The 25,593-nt window shown below is 68.0% G+C and carries 25 protein-coding genes and 2 tRNA genes; 6 read left to right on the top strand and 21 right to left on the bottom strand.

The genetic code is table 11. The features are described 5' to 3' along the window. Positions 1-325: 325 nt before the first annotated feature. From ACYKG1_RS14290 to ACYKG1_RS14265, 6 genes are all read right to left on the bottom strand, one after another. Positions 326-1,531: a CynX/NimT family MFS transporter gene (locus ACYKG1_RS14290; protein WP_262082728.1), complete on the bottom strand. Its 1,206-nt coding sequence runs from the start codon at positions 1,529-1,531 to the stop codon at positions 326-328. A gap of 221 nt (positions 1,532-1,752) precedes the next feature. Then, positions 1,753-1,829 (bottom strand) — tRNA-Pro (locus ACYKG1_RS14285). Between the two features lie 139 nt (positions 1,830-1,968). Then, positions 1,969-2,045: transfer RNA gene (locus ACYKG1_RS14280), tRNA-Pro, on the bottom strand. A gap of 55 nt (positions 2,046-2,100) precedes the next feature. After that, positions 2,101-2,217 (bottom strand): cytochrome bd-I oxidase subunit CydX, encoded by a 117-nt coding sequence (gene cydX / locus ACYKG1_RS14275; RefSeq protein ID WP_005410354.1) that lies wholly within the window; start codon positions 2,215-2,217, stop codon positions 2,101-2,103. Positions 2,218-2,275: 58 nt separating this feature from the next. Then, a complete protein-coding gene (gene cydB / locus ACYKG1_RS14270; RefSeq protein ID WP_100473383.1) occupies positions 2,276-3,427 on the bottom strand; it encodes a cytochrome d ubiquinol oxidase subunit II in 1,152 nt (383 codons plus the stop codon). Positions 3,428-3,442: 15 nt separating this feature from the next. Beyond that, the gene (locus ACYKG1_RS14265; RefSeq protein ID WP_049423960.1) at positions 3,443-5,032 is read right to left on the bottom strand and encodes a cytochrome ubiquinol oxidase subunit I; all 1,590 of its coding nucleotides are present in this window, start codon (positions 5,030-5,032) and stop codon (positions 3,443-3,445) included. A gap of 227 nt (positions 5,033-5,259) precedes the next feature. Between ACYKG1_RS14265 and cydD the strand changes: the two genes are divergently transcribed. Both cydD and cydC read left to right on the top strand, forming a co-directional pair. Beyond that, positions 5,260-7,005 (top strand): thiol reductant ABC exporter subunit CydD, encoded by a 1,746-nt coding sequence (gene cydD / locus ACYKG1_RS14260; RefSeq protein ID WP_478470780.1) that lies wholly within the window; start codon positions 5,260-5,262, stop codon positions 7,003-7,005. Beyond that, positions 7,002-8,681: a thiol reductant ABC exporter subunit CydC gene (cydC, locus tag ACYKG1_RS14255; RefSeq protein WP_478470779.1), complete on the top strand. Its 1,680-nt coding sequence runs from the start codon at positions 7,002-7,004 to the stop codon at positions 8,679-8,681. Before cydD ends, cydC begins: the two co-directional genes overlap by 4 nt. Positions 8,682-8,736: 55 nt before the next feature. On the opposite strand, the gene ACYKG1_RS14250 is transcribed toward cydC, so the two are convergent. The 11 genes from ACYKG1_RS14250 to ccmA form a co-directional block, all read right to left on the bottom strand. Beyond that, a complete protein-coding gene (locus ACYKG1_RS14250) occupies positions 8,737-9,081 on the bottom strand; it encodes a DUF1294 domain-containing protein (RefSeq protein WP_100473380.1) in 345 nt (114 codons plus the stop codon). After that, complete coding sequence (gene metX, locus ACYKG1_RS14245) at positions 9,082-10,194, bottom strand: homoserine O-acetyltransferase MetX (protein WP_478470778.1); 1,113 nt, start codon at positions 10,192-10,194, stop codon at positions 9,082-9,084. Between the two features lie 84 nt (positions 10,195-10,278). After that, positions 10,279-11,268: a tetratricopeptide repeat protein gene (locus tag ACYKG1_RS14240; protein ID WP_100473378.1), complete on the bottom strand. Its 990-nt coding sequence runs from the start codon at positions 11,266-11,268 to the stop codon at positions 10,279-10,281. Further along, positions 11,262-11,711 (bottom strand): cytochrome c-type biogenesis protein, encoded by a 450-nt coding sequence (locus ACYKG1_RS14235; protein WP_100473377.1) that lies wholly within the window; start codon positions 11,709-11,711, stop codon positions 11,262-11,264. The genes ACYKG1_RS14240 and ACYKG1_RS14235 overlap by 7 nt, the downstream gene beginning before the upstream one ends. Positions 11,712-11,715: 4 nt before the next feature. After that, positions 11,716-12,333, bottom strand: coding sequence for a DsbE family thiol:disulfide interchange protein (locus tag ACYKG1_RS14230; RefSeq protein ID WP_201116834.1), 618 nt, complete (start codon positions 12,331-12,333; stop codon positions 11,716-11,718). An 8-nt stretch (positions 12,334-12,341) separates the two neighbouring features. Further along, positions 12,342-14,261 carry a heme lyase CcmF/NrfE family subunit gene (locus tag ACYKG1_RS14225; RefSeq protein WP_262082722.1) on the bottom strand — a complete coding sequence of 640 codons (1,920 nt, stop codon included), beginning with the start codon at positions 14,259-14,261 and terminating at the stop codon, positions 12,342-12,344. Then, entirely contained in the window at positions 14,262-14,723 is a 462-nt protein-coding gene (gene ccmE / locus ACYKG1_RS14220; protein ID WP_100473374.1) for a cytochrome c maturation protein CcmE, read from the bottom strand. Continuing rightward, positions 14,720-14,908, bottom strand: a complete 189-nt coding sequence (ccmD, locus tag ACYKG1_RS14215; RefSeq protein WP_005410342.1) for a heme exporter protein CcmD — start codon at positions 14,906-14,908, stop codon at positions 14,720-14,722. The genes ccmE and ccmD overlap by 4 nt, the downstream gene beginning before the upstream one ends. Beyond that, a complete protein-coding gene (gene ccmC / locus ACYKG1_RS14210; RefSeq protein WP_087923100.1) occupies positions 14,905-15,675 on the bottom strand; it encodes a heme ABC transporter permease CcmC in 771 nt (256 codons plus the stop codon). The genes ccmD and ccmC overlap by 4 nt, the downstream gene beginning before the upstream one ends. Before the next feature lie 43 nt (positions 15,676-15,718). Next, entirely contained in the window at positions 15,719-16,414 is a 696-nt protein-coding gene (gene ccmB, locus ACYKG1_RS14205) for a heme exporter protein CcmB (RefSeq protein WP_006456616.1), read from the bottom strand. Beyond that, positions 16,411-17,268 (bottom strand): heme ABC exporter ATP-binding protein CcmA, encoded by an 858-nt coding sequence (ccmA, locus tag ACYKG1_RS14200; RefSeq protein WP_428993185.1) that lies wholly within the window; start codon positions 17,266-17,268, stop codon positions 16,411-16,413. Before ccmA ends, ccmB begins: the two co-directional genes overlap by 4 nt. Between ccmA and ACYKG1_RS14195 the strand changes: the two genes are divergently transcribed. From ACYKG1_RS14195 to ACYKG1_RS14185, 3 genes are all read left to right on the top strand, one after another. Next, on the top strand, positions 17,228-18,376 hold the full coding sequence (locus tag ACYKG1_RS14195) for a pyridoxal phosphate-dependent aminotransferase (protein WP_478470777.1): 1,149 nt from the start codon (positions 17,228-17,230) through the stop codon (positions 18,374-18,376). The genes ccmA and ACYKG1_RS14195 overlap by 41 nt on opposite strands. Before the next feature lie 14 nt (positions 18,377-18,390). After that, positions 18,391-19,197, top strand: coding sequence for an amidohydrolase (locus ACYKG1_RS14190; protein WP_478470776.1), 807 nt, complete (start codon positions 18,391-18,393; stop codon positions 19,195-19,197). Positions 19,198-19,300: 103 nt separating this feature from the next. Further along, a complete protein-coding gene (locus ACYKG1_RS14185; RefSeq protein ID WP_100473371.1) occupies positions 19,301-19,735 on the top strand; it encodes a hypothetical protein in 435 nt (144 codons plus the stop codon). On the opposite strand, the gene ACYKG1_RS14180 is transcribed toward ACYKG1_RS14185, so the two are convergent. Then, a complete protein-coding gene (locus ACYKG1_RS14180) occupies positions 19,722-20,852 on the bottom strand; it encodes an MFS transporter (RefSeq protein WP_478470775.1) in 1,131 nt (376 codons plus the stop codon). The two genes, ACYKG1_RS14185 and ACYKG1_RS14180, sit on opposite strands and share 14 nt — an antisense overlap. A gap of 90 nt (positions 20,853-20,942) precedes the next feature. Here ACYKG1_RS14180 and ACYKG1_RS14175 point away from each other — a divergent pair, with 90 nt between their 5' ends. Continuing rightward, entirely contained in the window at positions 20,943-21,731 is a 789-nt protein-coding gene (locus ACYKG1_RS14175) for an AraC family transcriptional regulator (protein WP_262082717.1), read from the top strand. 116 nt (positions 21,732-21,847) lie between these two features. Here ACYKG1_RS14175 and ACYKG1_RS14170 read toward each other — a convergent pair whose 3' ends face one another. The 3 genes from ACYKG1_RS14170 to ACYKG1_RS14160 are packed head-to-tail and all read right to left on the bottom strand — an operon-like array spanning position 21,848 to position 25,275. After that, positions 21,848-23,485, bottom strand: coding sequence for a pseudouridine synthase (locus tag ACYKG1_RS14170; RefSeq protein ID WP_478470774.1), 1,638 nt, complete (start codon positions 23,483-23,485; stop codon positions 21,848-21,850). Next, entirely contained in the window at positions 23,478-24,353 is an 876-nt protein-coding gene (scpB, locus tag ACYKG1_RS14165; RefSeq protein WP_100473367.1) for an SMC-Scp complex subunit ScpB, read from the bottom strand. The genes ACYKG1_RS14170 and scpB overlap by 8 nt, the downstream gene beginning before the upstream one ends. Positions 24,354-24,366: 13 nt before the next feature. Next, positions 24,367-25,275: a segregation and condensation protein A gene (locus ACYKG1_RS14160; RefSeq protein ID WP_100473366.1), complete on the bottom strand. Its 909-nt coding sequence runs from the start codon at positions 25,273-25,275 to the stop codon at positions 24,367-24,369. Positions 25,276-25,593 lie beyond the last annotated feature (318 nt).

Here is a 25,593-nt window from a genome sequence, read left to right as displayed (position 1 = left end):
TTCCGAACCAGACAACCTGAAAAATGTGACGCACATCACATGCCAGATTTTGGGATGGCCGTGGCCTGCGTCACTCCCCTCGCGAACTCCCATCCAGCAGGGATGGGCGGAACCGGGACAGCAACCTGCAATGTCTTGTCTGAAACGAGAGTCCCCCGCACACCGAGTGGTGGCCTGGGCGGCGCGGCCGCCCCCATGCCCGATGCCGGCACGCGGCAAGGATGGGCATTCGTGGGCACTATCCGCCCGGAATTGTCAGCCCGGCGTCAAAATGCGCGTGAAGACTGATCGGCGATGGTCGGGGCCGGCAGGCCGCCCCGGATGATCACCAGAGATCTTCCAGCTTGCGCGGCTTGCAGGCCACCCACGAAGCGCACAGCATCAGGGTGGCGCAGCCGAACAGGAAGCTGAACGGGAGGGTCCAGCCGTTGCTGACGGTGTGCAGCCAGCCGACCAGGAACGGGCCCAGGCAGCTGAAGCTGTAGCCCACGCCCTGCATGAAGCCGGACAGGGCCGCCGAGCCGGTCGGGGTGCGGGTACGCAGGTTGATCAGGGTCAGCGCCAGCGGGAAGGTGGATGGGCCGACGCCGAGCAGGCAGGCCCACAGCAGTGGCGCCTTCATCGGTGCCAGCAGCAGGCCGCTGAAGGCGATCACGAACGAGAAGAAGCCGATCAGCACCAGCGGGAACGGGTTCTGCATGCGCACCGCCATCGACGGAATGACCAGCGACGGCAGCAGGCCCAGCGCCGAAAACACCGCCACCATCACGCCACCGAAGGCGGGCGTGCCACCGGCCTCGACCACGATGCGCGGCAGCCAGGTGAACATTGAATAGGTCATCAGCGAGGTCATGCCGAACATCAGCGTCATGCTCCAGCCCAGCGACGTGCGCCAGACCTTGCCATGCGGCTGTGCGGCGGGGTCGGTGGCGTCGGCCTGCGGCTTCGGCGCGCGCCTGGCCAGCACAAGCCACGGCAGCGCGGCGGCCAGCGCCAGCAGCGCCCACATGCCCAGTGATACGCGCCAGCCCGCGGCATTGGCCACCGGCACCGCCAGCAGCGCCGGCAGCATCGTGCCCAGCTGCAGCACGCTGATGTACAGCGTGCTCATGGTGCCGACCTTGTTGGCGAAGTAACGCTTCACCAGCGGCGGTACCACCACGTTGCCGATGCCCATGCCGGCCAGCGCCACCACCGAACCCAGCAGCAGCGTGCCGACATTGCCGGCGCTGGAGCGCAGCAGCAGGCCGGCCATTGCCATCACCATCGCCAGCAGCGTGGTGCGCTCCAGGCCCAGGCGCCGCGCCAGTGCCGGCGTCGCCACGCCGAACAGCGCGAACGAGGCGGTCGGCAGCATGCCCAGCACACCGGTCATGGTGGTGCCGAAGCCGAACTGCTGGCCGAGCACGTCGAGCAGCGGCGTGATCGAGGTGACCGCGGTGCGCAGGTTGATCGCTGCCAGCAGGATGGCGGCGAAAGCCAGCACGCGCCCGTGCAGCAGCGACGGCGAATCGGAAGTGGAGGAACTCATCGGTGGTCCTTGCAGGTGTCGCACGCCGAGGCAATGGCATGCAGCGCCGGCATCGGTCTACGCCGAAGCGGCAGGTGGGGGAGGGGCTGCAGGTGGGCCGGCAGCGCGGCCATTGTACGTGTGCGTTCCAGCAAGGTCCCGTCATGCGGGCGGCCAGGCGCCTGATACAAAAAAACCCGGAGGACAGTGATGTCTTCCAGGCTTCTTGGTGACCACCGAAGTGGTCGGGGAGACAGGATTCGAACCTGCGACCTCTACGTCCCGAACGTAGCGCTCTACCAGACTGAGCTACACCCCGAAGGGAGCCGCCTATTCTAGCGATTTACCCCGATGGCGGCAAGGGGTAAATGCCGTTTCTTCACACTGCCGAAGCAGTGCCACTTCAGGGAACAAAAAAGCCTGGACGACTTCACCAGGCTTCAATGCGACCACGTGAGTGGTCGGGGAGACAGGATTCGAACCTGCGACCTCTACGTCCCGAACGTAGCGCTCTACCAGACTGAGCTACACCCCGAAGGAGCCGCCTAAGATACCGTGTGAAGGCCAAGGCGGCAAGGTTTTTTTACGGCTCAGCGACGATTTTCTTTCTCGATGCGGTTCTGCTCGCGGGCCTCGAACCACATGCCGTTGAGGATGGCCACCGTCGAGGCGAGGCCGGCACCGAGAATCCAGGCGAAATACCACATGATCAGTCTCCTTCATTCCGGGTAGGTGCCGACCGTTGGTCGGCACACGTGCAAGCAATCAATATGCGTTCGGGTTGTTGCCCATCTCATCGGTGGTGGTCTTGCCCTTCAGCACGCGATACACCCAGGTGGTGTAGGCGAGGATGATCGGCAGGAACACCGCCGTGGCCAGCAGCATGATCCACAGGGTCAGGTGGCTGGACGAGGCATCCCACACGGTCAGGCTGGAAGTGGGCTGGCTCGAGGACGGCAGCAGGAACGGGAAGATGGCGAAGCCGACGGTCAGGATGATGCCGGCGATGGCCGCACCGGAGGCGATGAAGGCCAGGCCACCGCGACGGGCCCGCAGCAGCACCGCACTGGCCAGCAGGCCGGCCAGGCCCAGCAGCGGGGCCAGGATCGTGGCCGGCATCGTGCTGTAGTTGCGCATCCAGCCACCGGCGGCACCGAGTTCGGCCGCCTTCAGCAGCGGATTGGTGGCGCCATCGGTGACCACCTGCGAGGTGATCTGGTAACCCGGCAGGCCAAATGCCACCCAGGCGCCACCGACGGCGAACAGCACGAAGGCGATGATCGCCGCGATGCTGCCGAAGCGGGCCGCACGCTCGGCCACCGGGCCGTCGGTCTTGATCACCAGCATGGCGGCACCGTGGGCGACCAGCATCGACACGCTGAGCAGGCCGGCCAGCAGCGCAAAGGGCATCAGCAGGCCGAAGAACGAGCCGGTGTAGAAGATGCGCATGCTGTCATCGAAGTGGAACGGCACGCCCAGCACCACGTTGCCCACCGCCACGCCCATGATCAGCGCCGGGATGAAGCCACCGATGAACAGCGCCCAGTCCCAGGTGTTGCGCCAGCGCTCGCTGGGCATCTTGCTGCGGAACTTGAAGCCGACCGGGCGCAGGATCAGGGCGAACAGGATCACGAACATCGCCAGGTAGAACCCGGAGAAGCTGACCGCATACAGCGGCGGCCAGGCGGCGAAGATCGCACCGCCACCGAGCACCAGCCATACCTGGTTGCCTTCCCAGACCGGGCCGATGGTGTTGATCACCAGCCGGCGCTCGGCATCGTTGCGGGCGACGAAGGGCAGCAGGGTGCCTACGCCGAGGTCGAAACCATCCATCACGGCGAAGCCGATCAGCAGGATGCCGAGCAGCAGCCACCAGATCACGCGCAGCGTGGTGTAGTCCAGAAGAATGAAATCCATCTTGGTTCTCCTGCCTCAGGCCTGGCCGGCGGCCGGCGCCGAGGCATTGTGGGAAGCATGCGGCTGGGGCGACTGCAGCGACGGCAGCACCTCGTCCGGGCCCTTGCGGATCGCCTTGAGCATCAGCTTGATCTCGACCACGATCAGCGCGGTGTAGATCGCGGTGAAGCCGGCCAGGGTCAGCACGATTTCATGCAGGGCCAGGCCCGATGCCGCATAGAAGGTCGGCAGCACGCCATCGACCGCCCACGGCTGGCGACCGTACTCGGCCACGAACCAGCCACATTCGATCGCGATCCACGGTGCCGGCAGCGTCCACAGGGCCAGCTTGAGGAACCAGCGCTTGTCCTGGAAGTTGTTGCGGCAGGAGTAGTAGAAGGCCAGTGCGAAGAAGGCGATCAGGTAGAAGCCCAGGCCGGCCATCACGCGGAAGGTCCAGAACAGCGGCATCACGCGCGGCACGGTGTCCATCGCCGCCTGCGAGATTTCCTGCGGGGTGGCGTTGAGGATGTCATCGCGGTAGCGCTTGAGCAGCAGGCCGTGGCCCAGGTCCTGCCAATGGCGGTCGAACATTTCGCGTGCCTCGACGTCGTTCTTGTTCGCACGCAGGCGCTCCAGCGCACCGTAGGCCAGCTGGCCGCCGCGCACGCGGTGTTCGGCGCGCTCGACCAGTTCCAGGATGCCCGGAATCGGCTGGTTCAACGAGCGGGTGGCGATCAGGCCCATCAGGTACGGGATCTTCACCGCGTAGTCGTTCTGGTGGGTTTCCTGGTTCGGGATGCCGAAGGCGGTGAAGTCGGCCGGCGCACGCTCGGTCTCCCACATCGCTTCAATCGCGGCCAGCTTCATCTTCTGGTGCTCGCTGGCGGCGTAACCGCTCTCGTCACCCAGCACCACCACCGACAGCGAGGACAGCAGGCCGAACGCCGCGGCCACCGCGAACGAACGGCGGGCCAGGTCCTTGTGCTTGTTGCGCAGCAGGAACAGGGCGCTGATCGCCATCACGAACACCGCGCCGGTCACGTAGCCGGCGCTGACGGTGTGCACGAACTTGGCCTGCGCCACCGGGTTGAACACCACGGCCATGAAGTCGACGACTTCCATGCGCATGGTTTCCGGGTTGAACACCGCACCGGTCGGGTTCTGCATCCAGCCGTTGGCGATCAGGATCCAGATGGCCGACAGGTTGGTGCCCAGCGCCATCAGCCAGGTCACCATCAGGTGCTTGACCTTGGTCAGGCGGTTCCAGCCGAAGAAGAACAGGCCGACGAAGGTGGCTTCCAGGAAGAAGGCCATCAGGCCTTCGATGGCCAGCGGCGCACCGAAGATGTCACCCACGTAGTGGCTGTAGTAGGACCAGTTCATGCCGAACTGGAATTCCATCACGATGCCGGTGGCAACGCCCATGGCGAAGTTGATGCCGAACAGGACGCCCCAGAACAGGGTCATCCTGCGCCAGATCTCCTTGCCGGTCATCACGTACACGCTCTCCATGATGGCCACCATGAAGGACAGGCCGAGGGTGAGCGGTACGAATAGGAAGTGGTACATCGCGGTCAGCGCGAATTGCAGCCGCGACAGTTCTACGACTGTCTGATCAATCATGGCCTGGCTACCTCGTGGATAGTGCCGTTGCAGGTGGCGGGAAGGGTGGTCTACGACGTGAATGATGTGACCGACTACTTCAAACAGCCTTGATCCAGATCAATGTATGAACAGGTGCCCCGGTTGATCGTATGCCAACCTGATGAAGACTGCGACCGCTGGCCGCAGAGGCCGGCTATTGCCTGCGCCTACAATGCCGTGTCTCCCCCGTTGCCCGTGAAGACCCCTTGAGCGCTGCCGAAACGACCCCCGACGGCCTGTCCCCGGAAGCTGAAACCACCCGCCAGCGGCGTGTCCGCACGGCCTGGCTGGCCGATCTGGCACGCTCCGCCCGGGGCCGCCAGCGTCTGGCAGCCCTGTGCATCAGCCTGTCCGGCGCGCTGTTGATCGGCCAGGCCGCCGCCATCGCCTGGCTGGTGCAGCAGGTACTGGTGGAGCGCGCACCGCTGGCCTCGGGGCTGCCGGTGCTGGGTGGGCTGGCCGTGATCCTGGTGCTGCGCACCTTGCTGGGCAGCGCCACCCAGGCCGCTGCCGGTGACGTGGCCGATGCCGCCCGCCTGGCACTGCGCGAACGCGTGTTCGCGCGCCTGCTGGGCCATGGCCCGCTGTGGCTGCGGCAGCGCCGCACCGGTGAACTGGGCGAACTGATGCTGCACCACGGTGATGCGATCGACAGCTATTACAGTGGCTTCCTGCCGGTACGCACCGAAGTGGTGGTGGTGCCGCTGCTGATCCTGGCCGCCGTGGCCTGGGTCGACTGGGTGGTGGCACTGATCCTGCTGTTCACCGCGCCGCTGGTGCCGTTCTTCATGATGCTGGTGGGCTGGGGCGCTGAAGCCGCCGGCCGCGCGCAGCTGGGTGAGCTGGCGCGCATGAGCGGTCATTTCGCCGACCGGATCAAGGGCCTGGGCCTGCTGCGCCTGTATGGCCGCGGTGACGCCGAGCTGGAGGGCATCGAGGCTGCCGCCGAAGGCGTGCGCGTGCGCACGCTGAAGGTGCTGCGCATCGCGTTCCTGTCGTCCACGGTGCTGGAATTCTTCGCCTCGGTGAGCGTGGCGATGGTGGCGCTGTACCTGGGCCTGAGCTATCTGGGCATGATGTCGCTGCATGCAGCGGTGCCGACACTGGGCGCGGGCCTGTTCTGCCTGCTGCTGGCGCCGGAGTTCTATGCGCCGCTGCGACGGCTGGCCGCGCACTACCACGATCGTGCCAATGCACTGGCTGCCGCCGCCGAAGTGGAGCGCCTGCTGCAGTCGCTGCCGGACGAGCAGGGCCTGATCGAAAACGAGGTTGCACCGCTGGCAGTTGAGCCGGCCGAGGCCGCCTTGCCACCACTGCAGGCACAAGGGCTGGTGCTGCGCCCGTTGGGTGCGCCGCAGGATGTGCTGCAGGATCTGGACCTGCTGCTGGAGCCGGGCCAGCGCCTGGCCCTGGTCGGTCCCAGCGGCTCCGGCAAAAGCACGCTGCTGGAGGCGCTGGCCGGCTGGTTGCCACCGCGTGCCGGCAAGCTGCAGCTGCGGCCCGGCGTGCAGGTGGCCTATGCCAGCCAGCGACCGTACCTGTTCCATGGCAGCATCGCCGAGAATCTGCGCCTGGCCGATCCCGGTGCCAGCGATGCACGGCTGCGCGCGGTGGCCGAGGCCTCGCAGGTGCTGCAGTTCGCGCAGCGCCTGCCGCAGGGGCTGGATACCGTGATCGGCGAGCGCGGCTTCGGCCTGTCCGGTGGCGAAGCCCGCCGCATCGGCCTGGCCCGCCTGCTGCTGCGCGACCCGCAGGTGCTGCTGCTGGACGAGCCCACCGCATTCCTCGATGCCGATACCGAAGCGGCCCTGCTGCGCAGCCTGGCCGCGTATGCACGCGGGCGCAGCGTGGTGGTCGCCACCCACAGCCCGGCGGTGATCGCGTGGGCTGACCGTTGCCTGCTGTTGCCGGAAGGCCGCCTGGTCGAGCCGGCACAGGCGGTGCGCGCATGAGCCGTTCGCCCGATTCGTTGCGCGCGGTGTTCCTGCGCCATCGCCCGCGCCTGTTGCTGACCGTGCTGTTGTTGTGGACCACCATGCTGGCAGGCACCGCGTTGCTCGGCCTGTCGGGTGGCTTCCTCACCGCAGCCGCGCTGGCAGGTGCAGCCGGCCTCGGCCAGGGCTTCAATTTCTTCTCACCGTCGGCCGGAATCCGCGGCCTGACCATGGCGCGCATCGTGTCGCGCTACTTCGAAAAGCTGGTTGGCCACGATGCCACGCTGCGCATTGCCCGTGACCTGCGCGTGTGGTTCTTCCGCCGCGCACTGCCACTTGCCCCGGCACGGTTGGGGGCCACGCGTACCGGCGAGCTGCTGGCGAGGTTGCTGGGGGACATCGGCGAAGTGGATGGGCTGCTGGTGCGTGCGATCGGGCCGCTGGTGGCGCTGGGCGCGCTGTCGCTGGTTGCAGTTGTATCGGCGGCGTTGATCCTGCCGGCGGCAGCGATGCTGCTGGCGGTGCTGGCACTGCTGATCGCCTTCGGTGTGCCGTGGCTGGGCGTGCGTGGCCACGACGATGAAGAGGCGGACCGTGCCGCGCACCGCGCCGCATTGCGCACCGCCGCGTTCGAAGGGCTGGAAGGGGCCGGTGATCTGGCCGCGCTGCATGCCGATGCGGCCTGGCAGCTGAAGGTGCGCGTGGCCGCCAAGCAGCTGGCCTCGCGGGATCGTCGTCGGCGCTGGCGTCTGATCGCGGCCTCGACCCTGCACGGCCTGGTCGCCGGGCTGGGGCTGGTGGCGATGCTGGCGTTGGCCCTGCATGCGGCCGAACAGCAGCGCATCGCGCCGGAAATGGCCGCAGGCCTCGTGTTCCTGACCGTGGCGCTGATCGAACTGTGGGCCGGCATGGGCCTGGCCTGGCAGTCGCTGCAGTCCGGGCGCATTGCTGCCGATCGCCTGCAGGCCATCGTCGAACAACCGCCGACAGTGCAGGATCCGCAGGCGCCGCAGCCGGTGCCGCAGGCGGCGCGCGTGCATTGGGATGACGTGCATTTCCAGTGGCCGGGTGCAGCACGGCCGGTGTTGTCCGGCCTGCAGCTGACCTTGGCGCCGGGCGAACGCATCGCGATTCGCGGCGACAGTGGCAGTGGCAAGACCACGCTGTCGAGCCTGCTGCTGCGGCTATGGGATCCGCAACAGGGGCGAATCACCTATGGTGGCCGTGACCTGCGCGACGTCGCCCAGGCCGAGTGGCACCGCCAGCTCGCCTGGCTGCCGCAGAACGCACCGGTGTTTGCCGGCACGGTGGCCGAGAACCTGCGGCTGGGTGATCCCGACGCCAGCGATGCCGCGTTGTGGTCGGTGCTGCGTCGCGTGCGCCTGGGTGACTGGGCCGAGCGCAACGGTGGCCTGCAGGCCTGGGTCGGCGAGAACGGCGCAACGATGTCGGCAGGCCAGGCGCGACGGCTGGCGCTGGCGCGCGCGCTGTTGCGAACTGCGCCGATCCTGCTGCTGGACGAACCGACCGAAGGCCTCGACGTGGATACCGCGCGCGCGCTGCTGCAGGATCTTTCCGGGCTTCTGGACGGGCGCAGCCTGCTGATGATCACCCACGACGAGCTGCCCGACGGCGTGGTCGATGCGCAGTACCGGTTGCGTGATGGAGTATTGGAGCGCGAAGTGCTTCGGTAGATGCCGACCCTGGTCGGCACGTCCACGCATGGCGTGGATCCACCCATTCCAACGGTTACCGCGAGAACTCGCGCAGCATCACCGCGATCGAGGCTACGTTGGCCAGCACGCACAGCCAGAACACCCACTGGAATTCGGCTTTGCGGTGCTTGTGGCGGAACAGCGCCTGGCCCAGCAGCGCGCCGGGCCAACCACCCGCAAAGGCCAGCAGTTGCAGGGTGCGCTCGGGAATGCGCCATCGCTTTCGCTGCGCCGCGCGCTTGTCGTGGCCATACAGCCCGAACGACACCGCGCTGGCCAGCAGGCACCAGCCACCCAGCCACAGCGGCAGCACACCGCTGATCATCAAGGCGGCCAGCGCGCCGAATGCAGCCAGCGCGAGGTTACGCCGCCACGCCACTTACAGCGCGTCGAGGAAGCCGCGCACGGCCGGGCCGAAACGCTCGAAATCGACGAGGAAGGCATCATGGCCCTGCGGCGATTCCAGGCCGATGAAGCGCGCATCGGCACCGCCGGCACGCAGGCCGTCGGCGACCTGTTGCTGCTGCTGCACCGGGAACAGGATGTCGGTGTTGGCACCGATCGCCAGCGCCTTCTCCACCTGGATCTTCGCCAGCCCGGCCAGCACATCGCCGTCGGCGTACTCGGCCAGATCGAACCAGTCCATCGATCGGCTCAGGTACAGGTAGCAGTTCGGATCGAAGAAGCGCACGAAGCGCCGTGCATGGCCTTCCAGGTAGCTTTCCACCTGGAATTCGAGGCCGAACGGATCGTCGTCGGCCTGGTCCGAATCCAGCCGCACGCGGCCGAAGCGGCCATCCCATTCCAGTGCCGAGCGGTAGGTGATCACGCCCAGCTTGCGCGCCATGCGCATGCCGGACTCGGGGTACTCGGCATCGTCGTAGCGACCGCCATTCCAGCGCGGATCAAGGCGGATCGCCTCGCGCTGCAGCGAGCGGATCGCGATCGAGAACGGCAGTGCCTGCGCGCTGCCGGAAATGTTGACGTGGCTGCGCGCGATGCCCGGGTGCAGCATCAGTACCGCCAGCGCGGTCATGCCGCCCATTGAATTGCCGACCACGCAGGCCAGCTGTTCGATGCCCAGTGCACGCACGACTTCAATGGCGGCGCGTGCGCCGTCTTCGATCGACAGCTCGGGAAAGTCCAGGCGGTAGGGGTCGCCGTTGGCAGGATTGAGCGAGGCCGGACCGGTCGAGCCCTTGCAGCTGCCCAGCGAGTTCACGCAGACCACGAACCAGCGGCCGGTATCGATCGGCTTGCCCGGGCCAACCATCGCTTCCCACCAGCCTGGTGCCGGGTTGGCCTCGTTGGCCGCCGCATGCGCGTCCGGCGACAGCCCGGTCACGATCAGGATTGCGTTGCTGGCGTCGGCAGCCAGTGTTCCCCAGGTTTCGTAGGCCACGCGTGCGCCATGCAGTGCGCCACCGCGCTTGAACGGGAATGGCGAGGGCAGGGCGTGGAAGCGGGTGCCGGGCGGGATGAATTCGGTCATGCAGTCATTCTAGCGGGGCCGCATGTGGAGCTGGCGACACGCTGGTTTCCATCGGCGATGCCCCCGGCAGTGCCGTGCGGCGCGTCAAGGGAACCGCAGTTCCACCACGCCTTGATGTGGCAGGCTCACCTTCACCGGAACGCTCTGCAGGTCGTCCTCGCTGCGGTTGGCGCTGCCGCTGCGCGAGATGCGTGCCAGCACTTCCACTTCGCGATGGGCCGACAGCGGTGCGGTGGGCATCGGGCTGTCACCGTCGCCCAGCCCGACCGTGGCCGGGAAACCTGCCAGGGGCAGCTTGCGCGCGGCCACCGGCATCGGCGGTCCACCCACGGCGCGGGCCAGTACGAACACCTGGGTGCTGGCGGGCCACTCGGCGTTCTCCAGCGCAGGCAACTGCACGCGCACCTGCAGCAGCGCCGGTGGCGCCGCAGCGGCGGCATCGGGCGCCTGGCCGGCGGCCTCGCGGGCGATGGCGATCTGTGCCTGCAGCGCCTGCGCAGCACCCGGTTCAAGCCGTGGCAGCAGGCCGCTCCAGACGTCGGCAGCCTCGGCATTCTTTCCGCGTTGGCGCAGGGCGATGCCCAGCAGCCAGCTGGCGCGCTCGGCGTCCGGGGCCAGCGTGCGCGCCTGCTGCAACCAGGCCATTGCGGTGTCATCGAACTGCTTGCCGGCATCAGCCTGCGCGCGTGCCTGCGCGGCTTCCACCAGCACGCCCGGATCATCCGGTGCCAATGCGGCGGCCCTCGCGAAGGCGTCTGCAGCGGCCGAGACATTGCCCAGTTCGGCCTGCGACCTGCCCAGCAGTGCCCAGCCATCAGCCCGTTGCGGGTCGCGCTTCAGTGCGTCCTGCAGGGCCTGCACGCCATCGCGCAGGGTGGCTGCCGATGGCGTCGGTTGTACCTGTGCCGCACGCGGATCACCGACCAGCAGATACAGGCAGGCACCGGCCACGCCCAGCGCGAGCACGCCCACCACGAAACCGCGGCGACCATGATGGCGCAGTGGCCACAGCACCAGCGCCGCCATCAGCGCGGCCACCAGCCCAGCCAGCATCGGCAGCCAATGACTCACCATCCATCTCCTTCCTCGGCCTTGCTGGCCGGCACGGCGGCGACGGCGCGGCCACGGCGGCGAACGATGCCCAGCACCACCAGTGCGCCGGCGCCGAGCATCAGCAACGGGCCGCCCCACAGCAGCCAGGTACCCGGCTGCAACGGTGGCTGATAGAGCACGAACTCACCGTATCGGGCGACCAGGAACTGCTTGATCTGTGCGTCGTCATGGCCCTGCTGCATCAGCTGCAGCACCTCGCGGCGCAGGTCCTGCGCGATCTGCGCATTGGAATCGGCCAGCGACTGGTTCTGGCACTGCACGCAGCGCAGCTGCGCGGCCAGGTCGTGGAAGCGGCGCTCCTCGGCGCCGTCGCGGAACTGCAGTGGCTGCGGATCATGCAGCGGCTGCTGCGCCAGCGCGGCCAGCGGCAGCATCAGGAGCAGCAGCGCCAGCAGCCAGCGCATGGGCTCAGGGCGCCGTGTGCAGTGTGTTGCCGGCACTGCCCTGGGCCTTCTCGATCTTCTGCAGCGCCGGGATCAGCTTCTCGTCGACCACGCGCTGGGTCATCGCACCGCTGTACTTCCAGCGCACGATGCCACTGCCATCGACCAGGAAGGTTTCCGGTGCGGCGGTCACGCCCCAGTCGATCGCGGTGCGGCCCTCGACGTCGCTGAGCACCACCATGAATGGGTTGCCCAGCTGTTCCAGCCAGTGCAGCGCGTCGGTCGGGTCGTCCTTCCAGTTGTAGCCGATCACGCGCACGCGCTTGCTCTCGGCGAAACGGGTCAGCACCGGGTGTTCCTCGCGGCAGGCCGCGCACCAGCTGCCCCACACGTTCAGCAGGTAGGGCGCGCCGCGCAGTTCGTCGCTGTTCACGATCATCTCAGGGTCGTGCAGCACCGGCAGCGCGAATGCCGGCGCCGGCTTGTCGATCAGCGCCGACGGCAGTACGTCGCGCTGCGGATCACCCGATTTCATCACCCCGTAGATCATCAGCCCGAGCAGGCCGAAGAAGAACAGCACGCCGATCACGATGGCTACCGGCGGCAGCGGGCGGGCGGGGCGCGGGGTGGGGGACTCGGACATGGGAACTCCTACGGACGACGGAAACGGCGGTCGGCGGCGGTGATGAATCCGCCCAGGGCCATCAACAGCGCGCCCAGCCAGATCCAGCGCACGAATGGCTTGATGTGCACCCGGACCGCCCATGCATTGTTGCCCAGCGGCTCGCCCAATGCCACGTAGACATCACCATCGAAGCGTGCATCGATGCCGGCCTCGGTCATCACCTGGCCGCCGCTGGCGTACTGGCGCTTCTCCGGATGCAGCAGCGCCAGTTCGCGGCCGTTGCGGAACAGGCGCAGGTGCCCACGGTCGGCAATGAAATTCGGCCCTTCGCGATGGTCCACGCCCTCGAAGCGCACTTCGTAGTGGCCGACCACCAGCTGCTGGCCCGGCGCCAGCGCCACCTCACGCTGCACGTTCAGCGCTTCCACCAGCAGCGCGCCGGCCAGGAACACGGAGATGCCGGCGTGGGCGACGATCATGCCGAGCATCTCGGCGGTGAACCGGCCATTGCCGCGCAGGCGCTGCCACACGAAGCGCGCGGTACCCAACCCGACCCAGGCCGCAGCGGCCACGCCGATGCCGGCCTTCCAGCCGTTCTGCGGCGCCTGCCACCAGGCCAGCGCGCCCAGCAGCAGCGCCAGGCCCAGCCACGGTGCCAGCAGCGCGAACGCGCGCGAGGGCTGGTCCCGCTGCCACTTCACCAGCGGGCCGAACGGCAGCAGCAGGATCATCGGCGCCATCAGCAGCAGGAACAGGCTGCCGAAGTAGGGCGGGCCAACCGAAATCTTCCCCAACGCCAGCGCATCGGCCAGCAGCGGGTACAGCGTGCCGAGCAGCACCATCGCGCAGGCGGTGGCCAGCAGCAGGTTGTTGGCCAGCAGCAGGGTCTCGCGCGAGGTGGCGGTGAAGCCACGACGCGGATCGTCGGCGTCCACGCTCAGCTGGCTGGCACGCAGCGCATACAGCAGCAGGCTGCCGCCGACCAGCACCGACAGGAACACCAGGATGAACAGGCCGCGCGAGGGATCGGCAGCGAACGAATGCACGCTGGTCAGCACGCCGGAGCGCACCAGGAACGTACCCAGCAGCGACAGCGCGAAGGCGGCGATCGCCAGCAGCAGCGTCCAGCTGCCGAAGGTGCCACGCTTCTCGGTGACGGCCTGCGAATGGATCAGCGCCGCACCGACCAGCCACGGCATGAAGCTGGCGTTTTCCACCGGGTCCCAGAACCACCAGCCGCCCCAGCCCAGCTCGTAATACGCCCACCAGCTGCCCAGCGCGATGCCCAGCGTCAGGAAACTCCAGGCGACGTTGGTCCACGGCCGCGTCCAGCGCAGCCAGCGGGCGTCGACGCGGCCTTCCAGCAATGCGGCCACCGCGAACGCGAATGGCACCGCGAAGCCGACATACCCGATGTAGAGCATCGGTGGGTGGATGATCAGCCCCGGGTCCTGCAGCAGCGGATTGAGGTCGCGACCTTCCAGCGGTGCCGGGTTCAGGCGCAGGAACGGGTTGGAGGTGAAGATCAGGAAGGCGAGGAAGCCGACACTGACCACGCCCATCACCGCCAGCACGCGTGCCTGCACCGGCGCGGGAAGGTGCCGCGAGAACAGCGCCACCGCGCCGGTCCACAGCGCCAGCACCAGCGCCCACATCAGCAGCGAGCCCTCGTGCGCGCCCCAGACCGCCGAGTAGCGGTAGACCATCGGCAGCAGCGAATTGGAGTTCTCGGCCACGTAGCGCACCGAGAAGTCCTGCTGCACGAACGCGGCGGTCAGCACGGCGAATGCGCCGGCAAGCAGCAGCAGCTGCGCGAACGCGGCAGGTCGTGCCACCGCCATCCACGCCGTATTGTTGCGCTGCGCGCCGACCAGCGGCAGGCCGGCCTGCAGCAGCGAGGCCAGCAACGCGCACAGCAGCAGGATCTGACCCAGTTCGGGCAGCACTCAGCGCACCTCGGGTGCCGTCACCGGCACGTCGTGCTTGCGATGCGCGTCGCCCATCTTGTCGGCCACTTCCTTCGGCACGTACTTCTCATCGTGCTTGGCCAGCACCTCGTCGGCGACGAACACGCCGTCCTGCAGGCGGCCGCTGGCGACCACCGCCGTGCCCTCGGCGAACATGTCCGGCAGGATCCGCGATGTGGTCACCGCCAGCTGGGCATCGCCGTCGGTCACTTCGAAGCGTGCCTCCAGCGAGCCGACCGCACGGTTGAAGGAGCCTTTCACCACCATGCCGCCGAGGCGGAAGCGCGACTGCGCATCGACATCGCCGCGCAGGACTTCCGAGGGGGTGTACAGGTAGGCGATGTTGCGCTCCAGCGCCATCGCCACCAGCGCGGTGGCCAGGCCGGAGGCGAGCAGGGCCAGCAGCACCCACACCAGGCGGCGACGCTGTACCGGGGTCATCGCTCGAGCTCCGTCGACAGCGGCGCCGCTGCGTCCTGCCTGCCGGCGCGGGTCTGCTGCCGCTGCTGGCGGGCCAGTGCCAACCGGCGTGCCACGCGCAGGCGCAGCCACGAACCGATGGCATCGGCGCCGAGCACCAGCACGAACACGGCGTAGGCGCCGATCACATAGGGCAGGTGGGTCATGGCTGGGCCTCCCTGGCCGGCCGTTCGGCATCGACGCGGCCGCCGACCCAGGCCTTGCCGGCCTCGCGGTCGAGATTGTCGGCGCGGGCCTTGGCCAGCACCGAGCCGGCGAACCAGAACTTGGTGCCGATCACCATCCACCACAGCGGCGCGATCATCGCGCTGCTGATCGCCGATTCACCGAACACGTTGATCGACTGGCGCTGGTGCAGGCCACCCCACCAGTCCACCGAATAGCGGATCACCGGCAGCAGGCTGACACCGACGATGGCCAGCAGGCCGGCTGCGCGCGCGGCGCTGCGGCGGTCCTCGATGGCGTGGTACAGGCCGATCACGCCCAGGTACAGGAACAGCAGCACCAGTTCGCTGGTCATGCGCGGGTCCCAGTCCCACCAGGTGCCCCAGGTGCCCTTGCCCCAGATGCTGCCGGTCAACAGGGTGATCAGGGTGAAGCCGGCGCCCATCGGCGCACAGGCCATTGCCAGGATCTCGCAGACCTTGATCCGCCAGATCAGCGCGATGGCCGCATACAACGCCATCAGCGCGAACACGAACAGGCTCATCCAGGCACTGGGCACGTGGATGTAGAGGATGCGGAAGCTGTCCAGCTGCTTGGCTTCCGGCGGCACCACCAGCAGCGCCTGCCACATGCCGACCAGCAGCACCGGCACCGCCGCGAGGTAGAACACCCGCGACCAGCGGGCAGCGAAACGGTCGAACGTGGGGGGCGAGCCGAGTTGGTGGAACCAGCGGACAATCGGATTCATGCGTGGCGGCTATCCAGCAGGGGTGGATTGGCTCTCAGCTCGGTCAACTCAGAGAAATACGTATTGCAGCGGCGGTGGCCAGTGGCGCCAGCACCAGCGCGACCAGCAGGCCAGCGCCCAGCATCAGCAGCGCACCGACCGGATCCTGCCCGCGTCCGGCTGCCGCCAGGCTGCCTGCACCGAATACCAGCACCGGCACGTACAGCGGCAACGACAGCAGCGCCACGAGAATACCAGAGCGTCGGATGCCTACGGTCAGCGCGGCGACCACGCCACCGATCAGGCTCAGCAACGGCGTTCCCAGCAGCAACGATGCCAGCAACATCGGCAGCTGGTCATGCGGCAGATGCAGCATTTCCGCCAGCAGCGGGCTGACCACGATCAACGGCAGCGCAGTGGTGGCCCAATGCAGCAGCACGCGCACCAGCACCAGCCAGGCCAGCGGCACCGGCGCCAGCAGCCATTGTTCCAGCGAGCCATCCTCGGCATCGGAACGGAACAGCGAATCCAGCGACAGCTGTCCCGCCAGCAGCACGGCCAGCCACAGCACCGCACCGGCGGTGGCGGCCAGCAGCTGTGGTTCGCGGCCCTGGGCCAACGCGAACAGCACCACCACCAGCACCGCGAACAGCAGCGGCTGCAGCGCATCGCCGCGGCGGCGCCAGAGCAGGCGCAGGTCGCGCTTGAGCAGGGCGCCCGCGGTCTGCCACAGGCCCGGCTCCGTACCCGGCGCGATCATGCGGCACCGCCGAGGTCGAGCTGGCGGGTACGCACCGGCGGTGCGGCATAGGCGCCGTGGGTGGTGACCAGCGCCGCGCCTCCGGCGCGCAGGTGCGCCGAAATCATCCGGTTGACCAGGGTGATGCCCTCCAGGTCGAGGTTGGCGTAGGGTTCGTCCAGCAGCCACAGCGGCGCCGGCGACAGCCAGATGCGCGCCAGTGCCAGCCGCCGTTTCTGTCCGGCCGACAGATGCCGTACCAGGGTGTCTTCGTAGCCGGCCAGGCCGACGATGGCCAGCGCGTTACCGGGCATCTGCCGCGCACGGCGGCCGTGCAGGCCACACAGGAAATGCAGGTTTTCCAGCGTGCCGAGGTCTGGCTTCAGGGCCGGCAGGTGGCTGAGATAGGCGACATAGCGCGCGCGCTCGGCATTGCTGGCCGGCTTGCCGTCGATCCGTACCTGGCCAGCACCGGGCCGGGCCAGGCCGGCCAGCACGCGCAGCAGGGTGGTCTTGCCGGCGCCATTGCCGCCCTGCACCAGCAGGGCTTCGCCGGCGTCCACATGGAAGTCCAGCGGGCCGAACACCGGCTCGTCATTGCGGGAGAAGCTCAGGCCGCTGGCGGCCAGCAATGCAGGGGTGTTCAAGGGGCAAAGGTCTTCATGCCGGAGTGCGGCGGCAATTGTAGCGGTGAATCCACAGGGGAGTGCCGGCCGCTGCCCGGCAGGTGCGACCCAGCGTCGCAGATCGTCCCGGGTTGCCGGCCGGCGGCCGGCGCTACCGAAGCAGGGATTGCGTAAACTCGGGGGTCTGTCTCCCCATATCCCCAGGCCGATGCAACCCACCACCAAGCTGCCCAAGGTCGGTACCACCATCTTCACCGTGATGTCCCAGCTCGCCGCCGAACACGGCGCGGTCAACCTGGGCCAGGGGTTCCCGGATTTTTCGGCGCCGCAGCGCCTGATCGACGAGACCGCCAGGGCGATGGCCGCCGGGCTGAACCAGTACCCGCCGATGACCGGCGTGGCGCCGCTGCGCCAGGCCATCGCACAGAAGGCGCTGGACTGCTACGGCGCGCAGGTCGATGCGGACAGCGAGATCACCGTCACCAGCGGCGGCACCGAGGCCATCTTCAACGCCATCCATGCCGTGGTGCGTGCCGGCGAGGAAGTGATCGTGCTCGACCCGGCCTATGACTGCTACGAACCGGCGATCGACCTGGCCGGTGCCAGGGCCGTGCATGTGTCGCTCGATCCGCAGACGTTCGCGGTCGACTGGGACCGCGTGCGTGCAGCGATCACCCCGCGCACCCGCATGCTGATCGTCAACACCCCGCACAACCCGTCCGGCGCGATGCTGTCGGCGCAGGACATGCAGGCGCTGGCCGAGCTGCTGCGCGGCACGCAGATCTACCTGATCTCCGATGAGGTGTACGAACACATCATCTACGACGGCCGCCGCCATGAATCGGCGCTGCGCTACCCGGAACTGCGCGAGCGCGCGTTCGTCATCTCCAGCTTCGGCAAGACCTACCACTGCACCGGCTGGAAGATCGGTTATGCGATCGCGCCGCCGGCGCTGACCGCCGAGTTCCGCAAGGTGCACCAGTACAACACCTTCACCAGCTTCGGCCCCGCACAGCATGGCTTCGCCGCGATGATCCGCGACGAGCCCGAACACCACCTGGAGTTGGGCGCGTTCTACCAGGCCAAGCGTGATCGTTTCCGCGAGCAGCTGGCCGGCACCCGCCTGAAAGCACTGCCGGTGCCGGGTGGCTACTTCCAGCTGGTTGACTACTCGGCCATCAGCGATCTGCCGGACCATGAGTTCGTGAAGTGGCTGACCATCGAGAAGGGCGTCACCGCCATTCCGCTGTCGCCGTTCTACGAGAGCCCGCCGGCCGGCCAGCGCCTGGTGCGCCTGTGCTTTGCCAAGAACGAAGCGACCATGGACGCGGCGATCGAACGCCTGCGCCTGCTGTGAGCGAAGGTACGGACATGCAGGACCTGCGCATTTCCCTCGTCCAGGGCGACACCCGCTGGCATGACCCGGCGGGCAACCGCGCCTACTACGGCGCGCTGCTGGCGCCGCTGGCCGGCACCACCGACCTGGTGATCCTACCGGAGACCTTCACCAGTGGCTTCTCGAACGAGGCCATCGCCCAGGCCGAAGGCATGGACGGCCCGACCGTGGCCTGGGTGCGCGAGCAGGCCAAGGCCTTGAACGCAGCGGTGATCGGCAGCGTGCAGCTGCGCGAGGGCGGCGGCGTCTACAACCGCCTGCTGTTCGCCACGCCCGATGGCGGGCTGCAGTACTACGACAAGCGCCACCTGTTCCGCTACGGCGGTGAACACGAACGCTATGCCGCCGGCCGTGAGCGCCTGAGCGTGGAATGGAAAGGCTGGCGGATCAATCCACAGGTCTGCTACGACCTGCGTTTCCCGGTGTTCTGCCGCAACCGCTACAACGTGGAGCGCCCTGATCAGCTGGACTTCGACCTGCAGATCTTCGTGGCCAACTGGCCGTCGGCGCGCGCCTATGCGTGGAAGACCCTGCTGCGCGCGCGGGCGATCGAGAACCTGTGCTTCGTGGCGGCGGTGAACCGTGTCGGTATCGATGGCAACCAGCTGCATTACGCTGGCGACAGCGCGGTGATCGACTTCCTTGGACAGCCGCAGGTGGAAATCCGCGAACGCGAACAGGTGGTCACCACCACCATCTCGGCCGAGGCGCTGGCCGCGCACCGCGCGCGCTTCCCGGCGATGCTCGATGCCGATGCCTTCCACCTGGACGAACAGGCCTGAGCAATGGCCTGAACGCCGTCGCACCAGCGCGCGCGCCTGCATCCAACGTGCACGCGCGCGCTGCTAGATTCGCCGGCAGTCCGACCGAACTGGAAGTCCTGCCATGAACAAGTCCTTCGCCCTGCTGCTGGCCCTGTCCGCTGCAACGCTGGCCCCGGCCGCGCACGCTGCCGGCAACCTTGATTGCCAGCTGCGCTACAACCTGTCCGGCTGGTCACTGATCTACAAGACCGCCTCCGGCAATGGCACGGTCAGCTGCAGCAACGGCACCAGCCTGCCGGTGCGCATCGAAGTGAAGGGCGGCGGCCTGACCGTGGGCAAGTCGAAGATCACCAATGGCCGTGGCAGCTTCACTGGTGCCGTGAGTGTCAACGAACTGCTGGGCACCTACGCCTCGGTCGGCGCGCATGCGGGCGCAGTGAAGTCCAGCAACGCGCAGGTGATGACCAAGGGCGACATCTCGCTGGCCCTGTCCGGCACCGGCAAGGGCTGGGACCTGGGCGTGGACGGCGCCGCCTTCACCATCAGCCGGCGTTGAACCGCACCGGCCGCTGCAGCCACAGGGCCAGCAGGCCGCACACGATGAGTGTCGGTGCCAGCAGTTGCAGTGCACCGACCACCGCCATCGCCACGCCGATCAACAGGTAGTAGAGCAGTCCGAACAGGGCACCGGCACTGCCCAGGCAGTGCGGATATCCGCGCAGGGCCTGGCCGAGCACATTGGGAATGGCCAGGCCGAAAGCGGCCACCACCGGTATCATCGCCGCGACCAGTGCCGGTTGGTCGCGCAGCAGCGCAGCCAACAGGCCACCGGCCAGCAGCAGTCCGGCGGCAAGGCGGATACGCGTGGCAGAAGCAACGCCTGCGCGCAGCAGGCGGCCATTGCCCCATGCACCCAGCGCCGAACCCAACGCCAGCACCGCGCCGCTGGCGCCGAACCAGGCCAGCGGCCAGTGCAGGCGTTCGAACACGAACGGGCCCAGCGCGTACCAGCTGTACATGGCCACGTTGAACGCCATCACCAGCAGCGCCTGTGACCAGATCCAGCGATCACGCAGCAGTTGCCGCAGCAGTGGCAGCAGGGGCGTGTGCACGACTTCGGCAGGGCGGCTCTCCTGCAGGCCGGATGCGCATCCGAGCATCAGAAGGATGACCATCAGCAGCAGGCCGGCCTGCACGCCGGCATAGCCGTGCTTGGCAACCAGCAATGCCCCCAGTGCCAGCCCGATCGCCGGGCTCAGGGCCAACGCCATGCCGATCCACGAGAACGCCTGCGCCAACGCGGGTCCCTTCAGGTGGTCGCGCAGTACGGTCTGGGTGACCACCGAGGCCGTCGCTGCACCCAGCGCGGCCAGTGCCTGGGCCAGCAGGACCTGGCCGAACGTGCTGGCCAGCAGTCCGCCGCAGGCCGCCAGTGCGAACACGGCCAGACCGCAGAGCAGGGCAGGGCGACGGCCGATATGGTCGGCCATCCGCCCCCATAGCAGGACACCGGCGGCGAAACCGAACAGGTACAGGCTCATGGCCTGGCTGGCGGCGCCGGGGGGCAATGCGAAGCGCCCGGCCAGATCGGCCAGGGCAGGGCTGTACAGGGTCTGCGCAAGCTGGGGGAACATCAGCAGCGCGATGGTGAGCAACAACAGGCGGCGCGACATGCGGGCGCTCCAGGAACAGGGCCGCGCATTGTGGTCGTGTCCGCGATGGCGCACCCTGTCTATCCTGTCATTGAATGGATGAAATCAGACATGGCCTGGTTGCAGCCGGATGCGCACTTCGATGCCGATGCCTGGAGCGCGCCGGTGCTGGGCATCGCGGCCTCACTGGCGGATCACGACTCGGGTTGGCACCAGCATGCACGCGCGCAGTTGCTGTATACCCGGCAAGGTTGTACGCGCCTGACCTACGGTGACCGCATCAGCCTGCTGCCGCCCGCGCGCGCGGCGTGGATTCCGGGTGGGCTGCGCCATCGCGCGCAGATGCGCCAAGCGGTCGACTACCGTTCGTTGTACTTCGAGGCCACCCTGTCGGCCCAGTTGCCACAGCAGCCGGCGATCATCGGCGTGGGTCCGCTGCTGCAGGCATTGCTGGAGCCGATCGCGCAGGCGCCGTTCGACCATGACTGGCGGGCGCCGCGTGCGCACCACCAACTGGCGTTGTGCATGCTGGAGATCGCCGCCGCCCCGGTGGCCCCGATGGACCTGCCGCTGCCACGCGACCCACGCATCGCGCGCTGCCTGCCAGTGGCCGAGCAGTTGCCGCCCGAACTGGGCGAGCTGGCCGCGCGTGCGGGCTTGAGCGTGCGCACCGTTGGCCGGTTGATGCAGCGTGATACCGGCATGGGCTACCAGGCTTGGCGCCAGCAATGGCGACTGATGCGGGCCATGGAGTTGCTGCTGCTGGGCCATCGCGTCGCGCATGTGGCGCAGGACACTGGCTTTTCCGCCGAGAGCCCGTTCATCGCATTCTTCCGCAGCATGACCGGTACCACGCCCGCCGCCTTCCAGCGCCACGCAAAAGGGGACGGAGGGGATTAAGTCGCTTTTGCCGCGCTGTGTGTCGAAGGGGAGAAAGCGACTTAATCCCCTCCGTCCCCTTTTCAAAGAAAAACCCCGGCCGGAGCCGGGGTTTTTCATTTCAGTGGGGCCGGTGATCAGCCACCGCGCGGGCCGCTGCGACGCGGGCCGCCGGGACCGCGGTTGCCGCCGGGGCCGCCCGGGCCACGGTTGCCACCCGGGCCACCGTGACCACGGTTACCGCCCGGGCCACGGTTGTTGCCACCGCCCGGGCCGCGACCGCCCGGACGGGCGCCGTGCGCCGGCTTCGGGCTGCCATACGGGTTGAAACCCGGTGTGGCGTGGTCGGACGGGAAGCTCGGGGCATTGCCCGGATGACCGTACGGGTGCTTGTTGCCCTGGCCCTGCGAGCGGTTGCCCGCACCGGCCGGACGACCCTGGCCGCCTGCGCCGCCACGGCCTTCACCGCCGAAACCGCCACGGCCCTGGCCGCCACCGGCGCCTGCGCCCGGGCCCTTCGGCTTGCCGTACGGACGACCCTGGCCGCCTGCACCCGGACCACGGGCACCCGGGCCGCGTGCGCCCGGACCGGCGTTGCGATGGCCGCTCGGGCCGGTGCTCACGCCATCCGGCACGTACCAGGTGCGGAACGCCGCCGGATTGCCTTCCGGCAGCGAACGATCGTTCTTCTGGGTGCGCTGCTTGAACGGCTTCTGCGACTGCTTGGCTGCCGCTTCACCGCTGACCGTCAGGCCGCCCTTGAAGCCGCCACCCTTGCCACCGCGACCACGGCCGCGGTCTTCGCGGACGTTGTCGAAACGACGCAGCTCGCGGCCTTCGTCGGCGGTGTTGTGGCCGTTGACGTAGGCGTTGCCGCGGCCACCTTCGCGCACGCGCACGGTGGTCTTGGCGGCGCGGCGCTGGCCGATCACCGGCTGCAGCGTCAGTGCCGACGGCGCGCCTTCTTCCAGCTTCAGCTGCGCGCGCAGGGCTTCAACCTGTGCGGTGCCCAGTTCCACCGAATGGCCACGGGCCAGTTCGCGCGGCAGGCTCACCTTGCCATAGCGGGTGCGCTTCAGGCGGCTGACCTGGCAGCCCTGCGATTCCCACAGGCGGCGCACTTCGCGGTTGCGGCCTTCCTTCACCACGACGCGGAACCAGTCGTGCGAATCAGTGCCGCCGATGCGTTCGATTTCATCGAACTTGGCCGGGCCGTCTTCCAGCGCGACGCCACGGGTGAGGCGGTCGACGATGGCGTCGGAGACCTTTTCCTCGCCTTCCGGCGCACGCACGCGCACCACGTACTCGCGCTCGACCTCGAACGACGGGTGCATCATGGCGTTGGCCAGCTCGCCGTCGGTGGTGGCCAGCAGCAGGCCGGTGGTGTTGATGTCCAGGCGGCCGATGGCGATCCAGCGCGCGCCCTTCAGCGGCGGCAACGACTCGAACACGGTCGGGCGGCCTTCCGGATCATCGCGGGTGGTCACTTCGCCTTCCGGCTTGTTGTAGACCAGCACGCGCGACGGCTCGGCCAGGGCGGTGGCGACGAAGCCACGGCCATCCAGTTCGATCTTGTCGCCGCTCTTGACCGACATGCCGGTCTGCGCGACTTCACCATTGACCTTGACCAGGCCTTCGGCGATGCGCTGTTCCAGCGCGCGGCGCGAGCCGAGGCCGGCCTGGGCCAGCACCTTGTGCAGGCGCTCTTCCAGCTTGAACTGTTCGGAGGTGGCTTCGCGCTTCAGCGAGAGCTTGTTACGGGGGGTGTCACTCATCAGTTTTGCTCCGGCCGACGGTTTCGAGGTCGGCCTCTGGTTCGGAATCGGCTTGGTCAACAGCCACGGTCGTCATCGCGACGGCGTTGTCTTCGCGTTCGTTCACTGGCACCGCGCGCTCGCCCGGCGCGGAATCGGGGTGCCCATCATCGAGGGGCGAAGGTGCTTGCTCATCGGAGGCCGACGCAGCAACTGCCTCGGCGGAATCGGGGGTGTCACTGCCGGCCAGGCCGGCGTCATCGTTCGCGGCGGCGCCATCGGCGCCGGCCGAGATGTCCGGACCCTCGGCGCCGGCGCCGGCCGGTGCATCACGGTCCAGCGCCAGCTGTGGTTCCAGCTCGCCCAGGTCCTTCAGTTCCGACAGCGGCGGCAGTTCGTCCAGCCGCTTCAGCCCGAAGTAGTCCAGGAAGCCCTTGGTGGTGCCGAACAGTGCCGGCTTGCCGGGCACGTCGCGGTGGCCGACCACGCGGATCCATTCGCGTTCTTCCAGTGCCTGGATGATGTTGCTGCTGACCGCCACGCCGCGCACCTGTTCGATCTCGCCGCGGGTGATCGGTTGCCGATAGGCGATCAGCGCCAGGGTTTCCAGGGTGGCACGGGTATAGCGGGTCTTGCGTTCGGTCCACAGCCGGCTGATCCAGCCATGCACTTCGCCGGTGACCTGGTAGCGGAAGCCGGAGGCGACCTCGACCAGTTCCACGCCGCGGCCTTCGCAGGCCTCGCGCAGGCGTTCCAGCGCACGTTCGATGCTGCCCGGCGGCGCCGGTTCCTCTTCCGGGAACAGGTCCTTCAGCTGGGCCAGGGTGAGTGGCTGGCTGGAAGCCAGCAGGGCACCCTCGACAATGCGGTTGATCAGCGATTGATCCATCGGCAGTCAGCGCTCACTCGTTTGCATTGGCGGCGTCGTCGTTGTCGTCGAACTCGCTGCTGAACTGCAGCGGGGCATTGGTGTTGCCGGCCGCCAGCGACTTCACGTAGATCGGCGCCAGCGGTTCTTCCTGGACGATGTCCAGCAGCTGTTCCTTGGCCAGTTCCAGCACCGCCAGGAACGTGACCAGCACGCCCAGCTTGCCTTCTTCCGCCGTGAACAACCCTTCAAAGCGGTAGAACTTGCCGTCTTCCAGGCGTCCCAGCACTTCGCCCATGCGTTGCCGCACGCTCAGTGCCTCACGCTTGATGGCGTGGCCGCTGAACAGCTCGGCGCGCTTGAGCACGTCGTGCAGGGCCAGCAGCATTTCCTTCAGGTCCACCGGCGGCGGCAGCTTCACCGTGGCGCGCTCGGGCATGAAGGCGTGTGCCAGGCTGGTATCGCGGTCCTGGCGGGGCAGGGCGTCGATGTCCTCGGCGGCCTGCTTGAAACGTTCGTACTCCTGCAGCCGGCGCACCAGCTCGGCGCGCGGGTCGGCTTCATCGCCTTCGTCGCTGACCGGGCGCGGCAGCAGCATCCGCGACTTCACCTCGGCCAGGATCGCGGCCATCACCAGGTACTCGGCCGCCAGCTCGAAGCGCAGCTCGCGCATCACGGTGATGTATTCCACGTACTGCCGGGTGATCTCGGCGACGGGAATGTCCAGCACGTCCAGGTTCTGGCGGCGGATCAGGTACAGCAGCAGGTCCAGCGGGCCTTCGAAGGCATCCAGGATGACTTCCAGCGCGTCCGGCGGGATGTACAGGTCCTGCGGAATCTGCAGGACAGGTTGCCCATGCACGACGGCCAGCGGCATTTCCTGCTGCTGGGGGGCGGGCGGCCGGGTTGGCGGGTTCGCGTCGAGCGCGAGTTCGGAAGTCATCTAATGGACATCAGGATTGCAACGGACCAGTCGCGGCACCGGGTTCACCGGGCCAGCGCCACGGAGCCCCAGGGCACCAGACACGCCGGGATCGGCGCGATTCCACACATATCAAACAGCAGGACGCGCCGCAGGAGACGGCAGCGACGGAACTACGGGGAGGTCGTCTACGTGGCCCGGCCGGATGGTCCGGTTTGAAGCAGCGGATCGGTCGTCGGGGGCTGCGTTGGCCGCAAAAACCGACGGGCTGCTGCATCCAGCCACGTGCAATGGAGTCTAGGGTAAGCCTTTGTCGCGCCAGTGTCCAGCCGGGCCGGG

The organism is Stenotrophomonas sp. 85239_Sma, assembly GCF_056481725.1.
This window is presented reverse-complemented; position numbering and strand designations above follow the sequence as displayed.

What these genes read in the sequence shown, in the direction of transcription:
- ACYKG1_RS14290 (WP_262082728.1), bottom strand. Translation starts at nt 1,531, where the DNA reads ATGAGTTCCTCCACTTCCGATTCGCCGTCGCTGCTGCACGGGCGCGTG.
- cydX (WP_005410354.1), bottom strand. Translation starts at nt 2,217, where the DNA reads ATGTGGTATTTCGCCTGGATTCTCGGTGCCGGCCTCGCCTCGACGGTG.
- cydB (WP_100473383.1), bottom strand. Translation starts at nt 3,427, where the DNA reads ATGGATTTCATTCTTCTGGACTACACCACGCTGCGCGTGATCTGGTGG.
- ACYKG1_RS14265 (WP_049423960.1), bottom strand. Translation starts at nt 5,032, where the DNA reads ATGATTGATCAGACAGTCGTAGAACTGTCGCGGCTGCAATTCGCGCTG.
- cydC (WP_478470779.1), top strand. Translation starts at nt 7,002, where the DNA reads ATGAGCCGTTCGCCCGATTCGTTGCGCGCGGTGTTCCTGCGCCATCGC.
- metX (WP_478470778.1), bottom strand. Translation starts at nt 10,194, where the DNA reads ATGACCGAATTCATCCCGCCCGGCACCCGCTTCCACGCCCTGCCCTCG.
- ACYKG1_RS14240 (WP_100473378.1), bottom strand. Translation starts at nt 11,268, where the DNA reads ATGGTGAGTCATTGGCTGCCGATGCTGGCTGGGCTGGTGGCCGCGCTG.
- ACYKG1_RS14235 (WP_100473377.1), bottom strand. Translation starts at nt 11,711, where the DNA reads ATGCGCTGGCTGCTGGCGCTGCTGCTCCTGATGCTGCCGCTGGCCGCG.
- ACYKG1_RS14230 (WP_201116834.1), bottom strand. Translation starts at nt 12,333, where the DNA reads ATGTCCGAGTCCCCCACCCCGCGCCCCGCCCGCCCGCTGCCGCCGGTA.
- ccmE (WP_100473374.1), bottom strand. Translation starts at nt 14,723, where the DNA reads ATGACCCCGGTACAGCGTCGCCGCCTGGTGTGGGTGCTGCTGGCCCTG.
- ccmD (WP_005410342.1), bottom strand. Translation starts at nt 14,908, where the DNA reads ATGACCCACCTGCCCTATGTGATCGGCGCCTACGCCGTGTTCGTGCTG.
- ccmC (WP_087923100.1), bottom strand. Translation starts at nt 15,675, where the DNA reads ATGAATCCGATTGTCCGCTGGTTCCACCAACTCGGCTCGCCCCCCACG.
- ccmB (WP_006456616.1), bottom strand. Translation starts at nt 16,414, where the DNA reads ATGATCGCGCCGGGTACGGAGCCGGGCCTGTGGCAGACCGCGGGCGCC.
- ACYKG1_RS14195 (WP_478470777.1), top strand. Translation starts at nt 17,228, where the DNA reads ATGCAACCCACCACCAAGCTGCCCAAGGTCGGTACCACCATCTTCACC.
- ccmA (WP_428993185.1), bottom strand. Translation starts at nt 17,268, where the DNA reads ATGGTGGTACCGACCTTGGGCAGCTTGGTGGTGGGTTGCATCGGCCTG.
- ACYKG1_RS14190 (WP_478470776.1), top strand. Translation starts at nt 18,391, where the DNA reads ATGCAGGACCTGCGCATTTCCCTCGTCCAGGGCGACACCCGCTGGCAT.
- ACYKG1_RS14185 (WP_100473371.1), top strand. Translation starts at nt 19,301, where the DNA reads ATGAACAAGTCCTTCGCCCTGCTGCTGGCCCTGTCCGCTGCAACGCTG.
- ACYKG1_RS14180 (WP_478470775.1), bottom strand. Translation starts at nt 20,852, where the DNA reads ATGTCGCGCCGCCTGTTGTTGCTCACCATCGCGCTGCTGATGTTCCCC.
- ACYKG1_RS14175 (WP_262082717.1), top strand. Translation starts at nt 20,943, where the DNA reads ATGGCCTGGTTGCAGCCGGATGCGCACTTCGATGCCGATGCCTGGAGC.
- ACYKG1_RS14170 (WP_478470774.1), bottom strand. Translation starts at nt 23,485, where the DNA reads ATGAGTGACACCCCCCGTAACAAGCTCTCGCTGAAGCGCGAAGCCACC.
- scpB (WP_100473367.1), bottom strand. Translation starts at nt 24,353, where the DNA reads ATGGATCAATCGCTGATCAACCGCATTGTCGAGGGTGCCCTGCTGGCT.
- ACYKG1_RS14160 (WP_100473366.1), bottom strand. Translation starts at nt 25,275, where the DNA reads ATGACTTCCGAACTCGCGCTCGACGCGAACCCGCCAACCCGGCCGCCC.